Origin of the sequence: Neisseria sicca VK64 (genome assembly GCF_000260655.1) — a bacterium.
In the GTDB taxonomy this organism is placed as follows: domain Bacteria; phylum Pseudomonadota; class Gammaproteobacteria; order Burkholderiales; family Neisseriaceae; genus Neisseria; species Neisseria sicca_B.
Genome location: NZ_AJMT01000177.1, coordinates 22,711 through 36,438, shown reverse-complemented (window position 1 = coordinate 36,438; position 13,728 = coordinate 22,711). Strand labels below are relative to the sequence as shown.

The window sequence follows — 13,728 nt, the reverse complement described above, 5'->3', positions numbered from 1 at the left end:
CGTATGGGTGTCTTACGGAAAATGGCGGAAAAATGGGGACATAAGGTATTGCCTCTTGCACCTTATTCACCTGAGCTCAACCCGATTGAGAAGGTGTGGGCGAATATTAAGCGGTATCTGCGAACCGTATTGTCTGATTACGCCCGATTTGACGATGCGCTACTGTCCTATTTTAATTTTAATTGACTATACTTTCCACGCCGACAATTTGGGATTGTGCTGTCTGCCTTACCCAATCAAGTCCATTTGCGTCATATACCGGTTCATTTCCAACATCACGCCTGCTTTTTATCAACAAACGCTGCGCCCGTTTTGGATGAGGTCGTTTTGCACGGTTTGGCAAGTGTCGTTTTGCACGCCGTTTCCCGCCCATTTTTTGAGCATTTCAAAACCTCGGTCGTCTGAAATTTGACGCCACCCTACCCAAGTGTTATTAATAATTCCTATTCACAAACAAACAGGAACAAACATGAAAAAAGTTGGTAACAAAGTGGTCGTTGTGGGCTTGGGCGCGGTTGGGGTCAGCTACGCCTATTCTATGCTCAACCAAGCCTTGTGCGACGACATGGTTTTAATCGACATCAACCGCACGCGCGCGGAAGGCGAAGCGCGCGACTTCCGCCACGGAATGCCTTATGCCGCTTCGCCTGCGCGTATTTACGTCGGCGATTACGATGATTGTTCGGATGCGGACATCGTGTGTATTTGCGCGGGCGCGGCGCAGGCTCCCGGCGAAACCCGTTTGGACTTAATCGACAAAAACCTGCGCATCTTCCGCGACATCGTTTTAAAAGTCATGGCTTCCGGCTTTGACGGCATCTTCTTGGTTGCCTCCAATCCTGTGGACGTACTGTCTTATGCCGTCCTGCGCTTTTCAGGGCTGCCCAAAGAGCGCGTTATCGGCTCGGGTACCATCCTTGACTCCGCCCGTTTCCGCGTTTGTCTGGGCAACGAATTCGACGTCGCACCTTGGAGTGTCGATGCCATGATGATCGGCGAACACGGCGACAGCATCATTGCGCTATGGAGCACCGCCAACATCGCGGGTATGTCGGTTCAGAAGATGTTGGAACAATCAGAAGACGGGCAGGCGCGTATGGACAAAATCTATACCACCGTGCGCAATGCCGCCTACGAAGTCATCGCCGCCAAAGGCTCAACCAGCCACGGCATCGGCATGGGCTTGAGCCGCATCTCCAACGCCATCCTGCACAATCAAGGCGTCGTGCTGCCCGTCTCCACCCTGCTTGAAGGCGAGTTCGGACAAAACGGCGTGTATATCGGCGTACCGACCGTCGTCAACCGCCAAGGCGCGGTCCGCATCATCGACCTGCAACTTTCCGACGACGAAGCCGAACGCTTCGCCCGCTCGGCGGAGCTGTTGAAAAGCTATCAACGCAAAGTCGATGAAATGGTCGGATAAAGAGATAATCTTTGAATAAAACGTCGTCTGAAAACCGGAAATTTGGTTTTCAGACGACGTTTTTTATTCACAAACCTAAGCCCTATTTCTCTGCTTTCAACACTCTTTGACGGCGCGTTTCACTCAACACCATGCCTGCGCTGACGGAGACGTTCATGCTTTCGACCGTGCCGAACATGGGTATCGACACCAGCATGTCGCAATGTTCGCGCGTCAGGCGGCGCATGCCTTCGCCTTCGTTGCCCATCACCCATGCCGCGCTGTCGGGCAGGTCGCAGTGATAGAGGTCGGCGTCGCCGCCCATGTCGGTGCCGATGATCCAGATGCCGTATTCTTTCAGCTCGCGCAGGGTGCGGGCGAGGTTGGTTACGGTGATGTAGGGGACGGTTTCCGCCGCGCCGCAGGCGACTTTGCTGACGGTGGCGTTCAGTCCCGCACTTTTGTCTTTCGGCGCGATGACGGCGTGTACGCCCATTGCGTCGGCGGTACGCAGGCACGCGCCGAGGTTGTGCGGGTCGGTGATGCCGTCGAGTATCAGCAATAGCGGCGGTTCGCTCAGGTTTTCCAATACGTCTTCGAGGTGGACGTGGTTTTTGGAAGCGTCGATAAACCCGACCACGCCCTGATGCCGCGCGCCTTTGCTGATGGCGTTGAGGCGGTCGGCATCGGCGAAGTGTACGCGCACGTTTTCGTTTGCCGCTTTCTCCAACACGTCGCGCGTGCGGGCATCGTTTTTGCCTTCTTGGATGTAAAGTTCGGTAATCGATTTCGGGTTTTGCCACAAGCGGGCGTTGACGGCGTGGAAGCCGTAGATGAGTCTTTGGTTTGCCATGATTTTGCTTTATAAAAAATTTCAGACGACATTATAACAAGATAAGGTCGTCTGAAAGGGAAAGGTCGTCTGAAAACAAGTGTAACCGGTTTCACTCAAACACAGCCGCCTAGCGCATTAAATACCCCAACAGCCCAGAACTGCCCACACCGATCAACACGGTAACCAACATAGAAAACCTGCTGGCGGCAAGCACGGTCAGTGCAATGGCAATCAACTCGTGCGGTTTGTTGGACACGAAATAAGGCGCGATGACGGAAATCAACACGCAACCCGGCGCGGCTTCCATCACAATTTGTGCACGGCGGCTTAAAGTGCGGTTGCGCAAGGCAAAAAAACCGATAAGGCGGGTGGAATACGTTACCGCCAGCATACTGGCAAACAGCAGGAACGACTGCCAAGAGAGCAAATCCTTCATTCCTTCTCTCCCCAAAGATAGGCGGCAAGCAGGCCGGAAATCGCACCCATCGGCACATACCAATGCCCGTCCACCGACAAATAAGTCCCGCCCGCCACAATCAGGCTGACAAACCACGGGCGTGCCGCCTTAAAGCTTTTCCACATACCCCGTAGCAGCACCAAAAACACGGCGGGAAACGCCATGCCGAAGCCCCATGCCGCTACATCGCCGAACATCGGCCCGACCGCCGCGCCAAACGCCGCAAAGCCGATCCAAGTGGTATAAAGGATAAAGCACACGCCCGCGTAATAAGGCATATTGAACGCCGGTAGCCCCATCGCCTTGCGCTTTTGGATTTCCGCAAACGCCAGTGCCCAACTTTCGTCGCACATAAAAAACAGCGCGGGCATGGCTTTTTTCAGCGGCATATCCCGCATATAAGGCGCGATTGCCGCCCCCATCAAAATATGGCGCGAATTAATCATGAAGGTAACGGTAGCGATGATCAGTATCGGCAGCGGGTTTGTCCACAAGTTGACCGCTGCAAATTCCGAGCCACCGGCAAAGTTCATGCCCGTCATCAGCAGCATTTCCAGCCAGCTCATCCCTTTCTGCCCGCCTTGTACGCCGAGTATCAACGCCCACGGCAAAAGCCCGATAAGCATGGGCGAGCATTCTTTGATGCCGCGTAAAAATTCGGATTGCGGGGAATTTGGGTGTGTCATTTTGTTGAGAAATTTAAATAGAGTGTGAAGATGAAAAATGAGGGAAGGTATTATAAGTGAAATCGTCAACAATCAGGAGGGCAAGACAAAATCGCAAACAAGGAAACGCCGTATTGATTTCAGATTCATTTACGGGAACACCCAAAATACAGCTTGAAATGAAAACAGCCGGATTCTGCAATATGACAGAATCCGGCTGATACAAACCGAATGAACAGGTTTTCAAGAATATCCGAAGTTGGTTGGGCGATTCACATTTTCAGACGACCTTCGATCATCCGATCATCTTTCCATTATGTGAATCCCTGCCCTGATTATAAAGCTTTAAGACGGGCAATCCGGTTTTCCAAAGAGGGGTGGGTGCTGAGCAAAGAATCTTTGGCATCGCTGGCGATACCCATCGCATTCATTTGCTGCGGCAAATCGCTCGGGTTGCCTTTCAAGCGTTGCAGCGCGGCAATCATTTTGGGCGCGCCGACCAGTTTGGCGGCGCCTGCATCCGCACGGTATTCGCGCTGACGGCTGAACCACATCACGATGATGCTTGCCAAAAAGCCGAACACGATCTGCAATACCATGCTGACTAAAAAATATGTGCCTTGCGAAGTGCTGCCGTCGTTGTTGCGTGCAATCATGCCGGAAACGATGCGGGCAAGGAAAACCACAAACGTATTGACCACGCCCTGTATCAAGGTCAGCGTAACCATGTCGCCGTTGCCGACGTGTGCCATTTCGTGCGCCAAAACGGCCTCGACTTCGTCCCGCGTCATGCGCTCGAGCAAACCCGTACTCACCGCAATCAGCGAACTGTTGCGCGTGGCACCGGTTGCGAAAGCATTGGGTTCGGGGGAATGGTAGATCGCCACTTCCGGCGTTTTCAGGCTCCACTGCCTCGCCTGTGCTTCCACAGTCGCCAACAACCACGCTTCCACTTGATTGCGCGGCTGCACGATGACTTCCGCACCGACAGAGTTTTTCGCGATGGATTTGGACATCAATAATGAAATGATCGAACCGGCAAAGCCGACGACGGCCGAGTACACCAGCAGACTGCCGACCTGATCCGTACTGTGTATGCCAAGTACGGCCAAAACAACGCGGATGACGACCAAAACGGCAATATTGGTTGCGAGAAACAAGAAGATTCGTTTCACCGGGGAGATTCCTTTTTTGGGTATGGTTGGTTTATGTTTTTGATTGATATAAAAGAACAACAAAATTAAACAATATCGGAATATTGAAGTTTACTTTGCACGCTACGCTTTATATCGAAACCGGTTGGAATTCAAATTATCGGTTTGCCCTAAAATTTTCGAGCGAATTCACAATCAGGCTGTAAGACTTATACCGCATTACTGCTAATGCTGCGGTATTTTCTCAAAAAGAGGCGGATTCTAAAATGCCGTACTTGGAAAAGGTATGCAAAACCAAAGTATCATTTTGACTAAACAGGAGATTTAGCGTTAACAAAATACCATTTTCCCCTCAAAAACGTATTGATTACTCGTCCGAATATACCTAATAAAGACCGTTACTCCTCTTTTGATTGCCACCCTACCCCGAAATCTGATAAATAACGAATATAACATTTACATTAAATCCGTGCGCAAATCATGAAACGCAAAACCTCCCTCAATCTCGTTCTTGCCAGCATTGCGGTTGCCATTGCCTTGATTACGGCTGCGGCTTTTTGGTTTTATCACAGCCCCTACGGTCCGACCATCCCACTTATCCGTACCGGTTCTTCACAATCCATTACCCAACCCGACCGACCATCCCCGAAAATCGTCCAATCTGCGCGCAACCAAATCGGCAAGACCCTGCGTTATGACTCTGCCTATACCAAACTCAAATATCCGATGGGTGACGTACCGATGAAAAAAGGCGTGTGCACCGACGTCATCATCCGCGCCCTGCGCGACCAAAATATGGATTTGCAAGAACTTGTCCATCAAGACATGAGCCGAAACTTCTCCGCCTATCCCAACCGTTGGGGCTTGAAACAACCCGATGCCAACATCGACCACCGCCGGGTGCCCAACCTCATGACTTATTTCACACGCCAAGGCTGGGCGGTACAAGATACGAATTATCAGGCAGGCGACATTGTGACTTGGGAGCTTAAAGGCAACCGCCCCCACATCGGCATCGTCTCCGACCGCAAAATTGGAGACAGACCCTTGATTATCCACAATATCGGTTTGGGAACCCGCGAAGACGACATCCTCTACCGCTATACTATTACCGGACATTTCAGGCTTCCCGTTCAGTAAATTTTCCATCGTGTTATAGTGAATTAAATTTAAATCAGGACAAGGCGACGAAGCCGCAGACAGTACAGATAGTACGGAACCGATTCACTTGGTGCTTCAGCACCTTAGAGAATCGTTCTCTTTGAGCTAAGGCGAGGCAACGCCGTACTGGTTTAAAGTTAATCCACTATACAAACAACCATCCCAAAAGGTCGTCTGAAAACCCGATATTCTTTGACAAGGCATCCTGACAAGCGTCCGGACGCCTGAATATTCTGACGTAGGCAGGAGGCGGCTGATCAATACGTTTGATAACCAAGCCGGTAAGACAGCCCTACCATAGCCCTTTCACAACGTTTTTACTATAATCCCCCATTTCCCCCTGCCCTGTGCATCATGCCCAAAGCCACTTTCTACACCCACGCCGCCGACCCCGCCGCCTTCGCCTGCCGCCTGATTGCGCGCGCCATACGCGACGGCGGGCAGATATTGGTCTGGTCGGATTCCGATGAAACCATCCGCCGCCTCGACCGCGACCTTTGGCAGCAAATTCCCGAAAGTTTCATTCCACATGAAATTTGGCAACCCGACCAACCCATGTCGTCTGAAACACCCGTATGGCTCGCGTTCGGCGATACTTTACCCACCGTCCCTGAAAACGCCACCGTCCTCAACCTCTCGCCCGACTTTTGGAACGAAGCCCCCGTCGTTCCCGCCCGCGTGCTTGAAATTGTAGGCAGCAGCTTGGAAGGGCTCGCCGACGCCCGCGAACGCTTCAGCGCATACAGAAAAAACGGCTTTACCATCGAACACCACGATATGACGGGCAAAGCCTAAAATCGAAGGTCGTCTGAAAACGGCTTTACACGATAAGCCGAAAATTTAAACAGCCTTGATTCCTTTTGATTCAAACTGGGCTATAATCCCGACTTTCTTTTACTGACCCCTTTTAAAAGACGAAAACATCATGAACAAAACTTTCAAATTCAGCGCATTGGCAATCGCCGCCGCATTGGCACTGACCGCCTGCGACAAAAAAGACGCCAATACACCTGCTTCAGCCTCTGCACCCGCATCGGCATCCGCAGCTTCCGGCGCATCTGCCGCAAAAGACGCATCCTCTATCGGCACACCGGTCCAACAAGCCAGCTACGCAATAGGTATGGACACCGGCAACTTATTGAAACAAATGAAGGATCAGGGCACGGAAATCGACATGAAGGTCTTCATCGAAGCCTTGCAGGCTTCTTACGAAGGCAAAGAAAGCAAAATGACTGAAGCCCAAGCACAAGAAATCATGGTGAAATTCATGAAAGAACAACAAGCCAAAGCGGTGGAAAAACTTCAGGCTGACGCCAAAGCCAACCTGGAAAAAGGCGAAGCGTTCCTCAAAGAAAACGCCACTAAAGAAGGTGTGAAAACCACTGCTTCCGGCCTGCAATACAAAATCACCAAAGAAGGTGACGGCAAACAGCCTAAAAAAGACGACATCGTCGTTGTCGAATACGAAGGCCGCCTGATTGACGGTACCGTCTTCGACAGCAGCAAAGCCGGCGGTCCTGTCACCTTCCCCGTCAGCCAAGTCATCCCCGGCTGGGCCGAAGGCATCCAACTCTTGAAAGAAGGCAGCGAAGCCACCTTCTACATCCCGTCCAAACTCGCCTACCGCGACCAAGTCATGCCGGGCGGGAAAATCGGTCCGAATTCCACTTTGGTATTCGACGTGAAGCTGGTTAAAATCGGCAAACCCGAAGATTTCCAACCCGCTCCCGGTCAAGTTGACATTCAAAAAGTCCAATAAGCCTGCGCTTTAACCCGATGCCCGAACCGAATCCGTTTCGGGCATTTCTGTTCTATATATTCGCAAAACATGGTTTACCCCGTTTCAGACGACCTCCTATCCCATCAAACCCCCAATAAACCTGCGCCATAACATTGCGATTTTGTTTTGCTATACAATAAAACCTACCAACCTCCTACAACCGACGCTATGAAAAACATCGTTATCCTCATCTCCGGCCGCGGCAGCAATATGCAGGCCATTGTCAATGCCGCCATTCCAGACGTCTGCATCGCCGCCGTCCTCAGCAACAGCGCAACCGCCGCCGGACTGGCTTGGGCAGCCGATCGCGGCATCGCCACCGACAGCCTCAACCACAAAGACTTCCCCAGCCGCCTTGCTTTCGACCAAGCCATGATGGAGAAAATCGATGCCTATCAACCTGATTTGGTCGTCCTCGCAGGCTTTATGCGCATCCTCACGCCCGAATTCTGCGCCCATTACTCAAACCGCCTGATCAACATCCACCCGTCCATCCTCCCCGCCTTCACCGGTCTGCACACCCACGAACGCGCCCTTGAAGCCGGCTGCCGCGTCGCAGGCTGCACCATCCATTTTGTAACCCCCGAGCTGGACTGCGGTCCGATTATCTCGCAAGGCATCGTCCCGATCCTCGACGGCGACACGCCCGACGACATTGCCGCACGCGTCCTGACCGTCGAACACCGCCTTTTCCCGCAAGCCGTTGCCGATTTCGTTGCAGGTCGTCTGAAAATCGAAGGCAACCGCGTATTCAATTCAGAACGCAACGCCGAAGGACAAACCTTACTCGCGTAATCCTGCCCAATGCGCAGCATCCTACAAGGAAACACCATGAGCCAAAACCGGTTGACCCTTTCGGATATCATTTCCGAATCCGACTACCGTAAACGCCAAAGCAAAGCCATCGATTTATTCAACCAAAGCCTCAAAAACAACCCCGAAACAACGCGGGCGGTATGCGATTTTGTTGTCGGAGACCCGCTCAATAACCGCTCTTTTTCTCCCGGTTTTAAGCTGCACTGCCTAAACTGGCTGATCGACCATCACTTGGACCGCTGTGACGAAAGCTACGAGCAGCATCCTGAAGACGACGGCTTTCCCGAAGGCTTCGACGATTTAATCGATTGCCAGTGGAAATTCAAATGGATCATTCCCATGCTTGCCCGCGACCTCTTTCTCGACAAAAAGGAAATCGAGGAAGCGAACGAAACAATGCGTTACCACTATGAAAACATGCGGTTCAGTCTTTCATCATTTTATAAAACCCTGATGCTGCAAAACATCCTGTCCGGAGATCACGCCGCCGCCAAAGAAAATTTCCAAAAATGGCAGCAAACCGCCGCAGATGAATTTTCCGACTGCCCCGCGTGCGAACAGTCCGAGCAGGTCAATTTCTACCATTTTATCGGGCAGTACCAAAAAGCCATCGATACCGCCCAACCCATCTTAACGGGAGAAATGACCTGCGCCGAAGTGCCTCACCTCACCTACTACCCCGTCATCGACAGCATGATAAGGCTGGGCAAATACGAGGAGGCGGAACGCCTTTTGGACGAAGCCATAGACAAAATCAACGTCGAAGAAGACGAAGAGTTCGTCCGCCTGATCCCCCTCTTTTCCCAACTGGCGTACAAACTCGGACAGTCGCAACGCGCCCTCGATTTGATGAACCGGCACGGCGACACCATCATTCGACATGCCCCAAACGACAATATGCTCTATTTAGACTACCTCATCGCGCTTTCTCCTTTTGACGAAAAAGCGGCGCAACATGCCCGCGAGTTTGCCGCAGACTTCGACAAACGCAACGGCAACAGCTATTACCAAAGCCAGATTGAATTTATGTTCGGTTCGGGCAATCTCCAATAACCCAAGCTCGTCTGAAATCCTTTCAGACGACCCAAACAGGAGGAATGACACCATGAAAACACCCACCCTACTAATCGCCGCCGCCCTCTCCCTAAGCGCCGCAAACGCCTATGCCGCAGGACTGCCCCAATCAGCCACCCTGAAATACTCCGGCAGCTACGGCATACCCGCTACCATGACCTTCACACGCAGCGGCAACCAATACACCATCGTATCCAGAATCAAAGTCCCGATGTACAGCATCCGCTTCGAATCCGGCGGCACCATCAGCGGCAACACCCTCCGTCCCAAATACTATAAAGACGTCCGCGGCGGCAAACTCTATGCCGAAGCCAAATTCAGCGGCAACAGCATCACTTACGGCAAAGCCGGTTCGAGCGAAACCGCCAAAACCGGCGGCACGACACTCGACCTCTTTACGCTGGCTTGGCAGCTTGCCGCCAACGATGCCCGCCTGCCGTCCGGCCTGAACATCACCAACGGCAAAAAACTCTACCCCGTCAGCGGCATGACCAAAGTCGGCAGCGAAAACTACAAAATCGGCGGCGGTACGACCACCGTCAACAAATACCGTGTCAAACGCGGCGACGACACCGTCACCTATTCGTTCGCCCCCGCCTTCAACAACATTCCTGCCGAAATCAAATACACCGACGACGGCAAAACTTACGACCTCAAACTCACATCCGTCATCATTGACGGAAAAGCCGTCAAACCATAACGGCGGCACACCATCCCAAATGACCGACCGTTTCCCAAAGGTCGTCTGAAAACTGAACTGCACCTAAAAGTTGGATATTTCTTCCAATCTATTAAGGTGCAGTTTTTTATAGTGGATTAAATTTAAATCAGAACAAGGCGACGAAGCCGCAGACAGTACAAATAGTACGGAACCGATTCACTTGGTGCTTCAGCACCTTAGAGAATCGTTCTCTTTGAGCTAAGGCGAGGCAACGCCGTACTGGTTTAAATTTAATCCACTATATTGCCGCACACATGACTTTTCAACCCTCACACCATAGCGATTCGCCTATGGCGTATTTCTCTCAAAAAACGACCGCCATTTTCAGACGACCTGCGATTTTTTAGTTGAAAGGTATGCGTTTACAGACTGGCAGGCTTAAGCTGTATTCACATTATTTTTCAGATTGTAAACAATATGTTCTACCCAATTAGGCCTCCGCATAAGGTATGACATCGAAAATTTTTTAAAAATAGAGATATTGTGTTCTTGAACATTCTGTGCTGAAATTACATGACACTACAAAAAATAGTAGTGCGTAAAAAATATAAAACGGATGAAGGAGAAAACCATGCAATTGTTTTTAGACAATCTCAAAGCCTTTTTTGAAACCATCAGCGGCTGGGTCTGGGGGCCTGTCATGCTGGTGCTGCTGGTCGGCACGGGCATTTTGCTGACCGTCATGCTGAAGGGCTTGCAATTCACCATGTTGGGCTATGCGCTGAAGCAGGCTTTCGTGCCGTCAAAGAAGCATGAAGACGGCGAAGACCACGAAGGCGATATTTCCCATTTCGCCGCTTTGATGACCGCCCTGTCCGCCACCATCGGCACGGGCAATATCGCCGGCGTGGCGACTGCCGTAGTGACCGGCGGTCCGGGCGCGGTATTTTGGATGTGGATGACCGCCGTTTTTGGCATGGCGACCAAATACGGCGAAGGCGTGTTGGCGGTGAAATACCGCGTGACCAACTCCAAAGGCGAAATGTCCGGCGGCCCTATGTATTACATCGAAAACGGTTTGGGTAAAAACTGGAAATGGATGGCATTGGCGTTCGCTTTATTCGGCACATTCGCTTCGTTCGGCATCGGCAGCTCCGTACAGTCCAACTCAGTCGCTCAAGCGGTTCAGACGAGCTTCGGCGTCGAACCTGTCTATACCGGCATTACGTTGACGGTTCTGACTGCCATCGTCGTTTTGGGCGGTATCAAAGGCATCGCTAAAGCCGCTTCTTTCATCGTACCCGCTATGGCGGTGTTTTATGTGGTGGGCGGTATTTCCATTATCGTCATCAATTCCGATGCGCTGGTGCCTGCCGTCAAGCTGATTTTCTCCGATGCGTTCAGCGCGCAGGCAGTGGCGGGCGGCGCTATCGGCACGGTAATCCGCTACGGCGTGGCGCGCGGCGTGTTCTCCAACGAAGCGGGCATGGGTTCTGCACCGATTGCCGCCGCAGCCGCCAAAACCGACCATCCCGTCCGTCAGGCATTGGTTTCCATGACCGGTACGTTTTTGGACACCATCGTCGTTTGTTCGATTACCGGCATCATTTTGGTCATGGGCCTGCTCGGCGCGGGCGGCGAGTTTGTCAAACCTGAATTGAGCGGCGCGGCACTGACGACCGTCACCTTCCAAAAAATGCTGCCCGGCATCGGCGGCTGGATTGTCACCATCGGTCTGATTTTCTTCGCCTACTCAACCATTTTGGGCTGGTGCTATTACGGCGAGAAATGCGCGGTTTATGTATTCGGCGAGAAGTTTGCCGGTTTGTACCGCGTCGGTTATGTCTCTTCCGTCATGCTGGGTACAGTCTTGAGCCTTGATTTGGTATGGCTGGCTTCGGATACGTTCAACGGCCTGATGGCGTTGCCCAACCTGATCGCACTTCTTTTGATGATTAAAGTCATCGTCAATGAAACGCGCGACTTCAAACAAAAAGTCAGAGACGGAGCGTTGCCGCATTGATGCCTGAGGTCGTCTGAAAGGTGTTTCAGACGACCCGATATCTGTATTTATAGTGGATTAACTTTAAACCAGTACGGCGTTGCCTCGCCTTAGCTCAAAGAGAACGATTCTCTAAGGTGCTGAAGCACCAAGTGAATCGGTTCCGTACTATCTGTACTGTCTGCGGCTTCGTCGCCTTGTCCTGATTTAAATTTAATCCACTATATCAAACCAGTCGGCGGAGGAACAAAATGAAAGTGCTCGTTTTAGGTGCCGGAGTTGCCGGCGTATCTTGCGCGTGGTATCTGGCGGAAGCCGGACATGAGGTAACGGTAATCGACCGCGCCGAAGGCGTGGCAATGGAAACCAGTTTCGCCAATGCGGGTCAGCTTTCTTACGGCTACACCACGCCTTGGGCGGCACCCGGCATTCCGACCAAAGCACTGAAATGGCTGTTTAAAAGCCATCCTCCCCTGCTGTTCCGCCCCGACGGCAGTCTGTATCAAGTCGAATGGCTGTGGCAAATGCTGCAAAACTGCACGGCATCCCGCTATCAAATCAACAAAGAGCGCATGGTCAGGATTTCCGAATACAGCCGTGAAATGTTCCGCCGTTTTGAAGCGCAAACCGGCATGAATTTCGAAGGACGCAAAAAAGGAACTTTGCAGATTTTCCGCCAAGCCAAAGAAGTCGAAGCGGCAGAACAAGACATTACCGTTTTGGAACGATACGGCGTGCCCTACCGTCGTCTGAAACCCGAAGAATGCGCAGAATTCGAGCCTGCACTTGCGCGCGTTACCGCCAAAATTGCCGGCGGCCTGCACCTGCCTGCGGATGCAACCGGCGACTGCCACCTCTTCACCCAAAACCTGTACAAACTGTGTCTGGAAAAAGGCGTACAGTTCCATTTCAACCGAACCATCCGCCGCATCGAACACAACGGCCAGCGCATCAGCGCAGTGGAAACTGAAACAGAACGGTTTGAAGCAAATGCCTTCGTCTGCGCGCTCGGCTGCTTCAGCAGAACGGTTTTGGCGCAGTTGGGCCTCGATCTGCCCATTTACCCCGTCAAAGGCTATTCCTTGACCCTGCCCGTCAAAAACTCAGACGGCGCGCCGGTTTCCACTGTTTTGGATGAAAGCTACAAAGTCGCCATCACACGATTCGACAACAGAATCCGCGTCGGCGGCATGGCGGAATTGTCCGGCTACGAAATCAAACTGTCCGAAAAACGCCGCGAAACGCTGGCTTTGGTCGTCAACGATTTGTTCCCCGAAGGCGGCGACTTGAATCAGGCATTGTTCTGGAGCGGACTCAGACCGATGACGCCCGACAGCACGCCGTTAATCGGCCGCACCCGCTTTGACAACCTGTTCCTGAATACAGGTCACGGTACTTTGGGCTGGACCATGTCGCTGGGCTCGGCAAAATTGACCGCCGATATCGTGTGCGGCAAAGACACCGAAATCCGCAGCGACGACTTGAGCCTGTCGCGCTATCCGTCTTGAGCTTTAAACCGATAAGGTTTGAGCGGCACTATAGTGGATTAACTTTAAACCAGTACGGCGTTGCCTCGCCTTAGCTCAAAGAGAACGATTCTCTAAGGTGCTGAAGCACCAAGTGAATCGGTTCCGTACTATCTGTACTGTCTGCGGCTTCGTCGCCTTGTCCTGATTTAAATTTAATCCACTATACAAACTCAAAGGTCGTCTGAAAACGTA

At 52.0% G+C, this 13,728-nt stretch carries 14 protein-coding genes and 1 pseudogene; 11 read left to right on the top strand and 4 right to left on the bottom strand.

Going from position 1 to position 13,728, the window contains the following annotated elements; all coding sequences use genetic code 11:
- Together HMPREF1051_RS10225 and HMPREF1051_RS10220 are read left to right on the top strand one after the other, a co-directional pair.
- Positions 1 to 186, top strand: a 186-nt coding sequence (locus HMPREF1051_RS10225) for a transposase (RefSeq protein ID WP_196794306.1), incomplete at its 5' end; no start/stop codon positions are given.
- A gap of 283 nt (positions 187 to 469) precedes the next feature.
- Positions 470 to 1,423: an L-lactate dehydrogenase gene (locus HMPREF1051_RS10220; protein WP_003768146.1), complete on the top strand. Its 954-nt coding sequence runs from the start codon at positions 470 to 472 to the stop codon at positions 1,421 to 1,423.
- Positions 1,424 to 1,505: 82 nt separating this feature from the next.
- Here the strand turns inward: HMPREF1051_RS10220 and rlmB are convergent, their stop codons facing one another.
- From rlmB to htpX, 4 genes are all read right to left on the bottom strand, one after another.
- A complete protein-coding gene (rlmB, locus tag HMPREF1051_RS10215) occupies positions 1,506 to 2,255 on the bottom strand; it encodes a 23S rRNA (guanosine(2251)-2'-O)-methyltransferase RlmB (protein ID WP_003768155.1) in 750 nt (249 codons plus the stop codon).
- Positions 2,256 to 2,364: 109 nt separating this feature from the next.
- On the bottom strand, positions 2,365 to 2,673 hold the full coding sequence (locus tag HMPREF1051_RS10210) for an AzlD family protein (protein ID WP_003757495.1): 309 nt from the start codon (positions 2,671 to 2,673) through the stop codon (positions 2,365 to 2,367).
- On the bottom strand, positions 2,670 to 3,380 hold the full coding sequence (locus tag HMPREF1051_RS10205) for an AzlC family ABC transporter permease (protein ID WP_003768145.1): 711 nt from the start codon (positions 3,378 to 3,380) through the stop codon (positions 2,670 to 2,672). The genes HMPREF1051_RS10210 and HMPREF1051_RS10205 overlap by 4 nt, the downstream gene beginning before the upstream one ends.
- Before the next feature lie 314 nt (positions 3,381 to 3,694).
- Entirely contained in the window at positions 3,695 to 4,534 is an 840-nt protein-coding gene (gene htpX / locus HMPREF1051_RS10200; protein WP_003768141.1) for a protease HtpX, read from the bottom strand.
- 459 nt (positions 4,535 to 4,993) lie between these two features.
- On the opposite strand from htpX, the gene HMPREF1051_RS10195 reads away from it, so the two are divergent.
- The 9 genes and pseudogenes from HMPREF1051_RS10195 to HMPREF1051_RS10160 all read left to right on the top strand — a co-directional run bounded on the left by HMPREF1051_RS10195 (position 4,994) and on the right by HMPREF1051_RS10160 (position 13,515).
- Positions 4,994 to 5,653, top strand: a complete 660-nt coding sequence (locus HMPREF1051_RS10195) for a DUF1287 domain-containing protein (protein WP_003757490.1) — start codon at positions 4,994 to 4,996, stop codon at positions 5,651 to 5,653.
- A gap of 375 nt (positions 5,654 to 6,028) precedes the next feature.
- Positions 6,029 to 6,469 (top strand): DNA polymerase III subunit chi, encoded by a 441-nt coding sequence (locus HMPREF1051_RS10190; RefSeq protein ID WP_003768163.1) that lies wholly within the window; start codon positions 6,029 to 6,031, stop codon positions 6,467 to 6,469.
- Positions 6,470 to 6,599: 130 nt separating this feature from the next.
- Positions 6,600 to 7,433, top strand: a complete 834-nt coding sequence (locus HMPREF1051_RS10185) for an FKBP-type peptidyl-prolyl cis-trans isomerase (protein ID WP_003768212.1) — start codon at positions 6,600 to 6,602, stop codon at positions 7,431 to 7,433.
- Between the two features lie 189 nt (positions 7,434 to 7,622).
- Positions 7,623 to 8,249 carry a phosphoribosylglycinamide formyltransferase gene (gene purN / locus HMPREF1051_RS10180; RefSeq protein WP_003768186.1) on the top strand — a complete coding sequence of 209 codons (627 nt, stop codon included), beginning with the start codon at positions 7,623 to 7,625 and terminating at the stop codon, positions 8,247 to 8,249.
- A gap of 36 nt (positions 8,250 to 8,285) precedes the next feature.
- The gene (locus HMPREF1051_RS10175) at positions 8,286 to 9,323 is read left to right on the top strand and encodes a tetratricopeptide repeat protein (protein WP_003768161.1); all 1,038 of its coding nucleotides are present in this window, start codon (positions 8,286 to 8,288) and stop codon (positions 9,321 to 9,323) included.
- 52 nt (positions 9,324 to 9,375) lie between these two features.
- The gene (locus HMPREF1051_RS10170) at positions 9,376 to 10,044 is read left to right on the top strand and encodes a hypothetical protein (RefSeq protein WP_003768157.1); all 669 of its coding nucleotides are present in this window, start codon (positions 9,376 to 9,378) and stop codon (positions 10,042 to 10,044) included.
- A 107-nt stretch (positions 10,045 to 10,151) separates the two neighbouring features.
- Positions 10,152 to 10,336 (top strand): annotated as a pseudogene (locus tag HMPREF1051_RS15590) (hypothetical protein); the annotation flags it as partial.
- Positions 10,337 to 10,636: 300 nt separating this feature from the next.
- Positions 10,637 to 12,028, top strand: coding sequence for an alanine/glycine:cation symporter family protein (locus HMPREF1051_RS10165; protein ID WP_003768151.1), 1,392 nt, complete (start codon positions 10,637 to 10,639; stop codon positions 12,026 to 12,028).
- Positions 12,029 to 12,258: 230 nt separating this feature from the next.
- On the top strand, positions 12,259 to 13,515 hold the full coding sequence (locus tag HMPREF1051_RS10160; RefSeq protein WP_003768217.1) for a D-amino acid dehydrogenase: 1,257 nt from the start codon (positions 12,259 to 12,261) through the stop codon (positions 13,513 to 13,515).
- Positions 13,516 to 13,728: the final 213 nt, after the last annotated feature.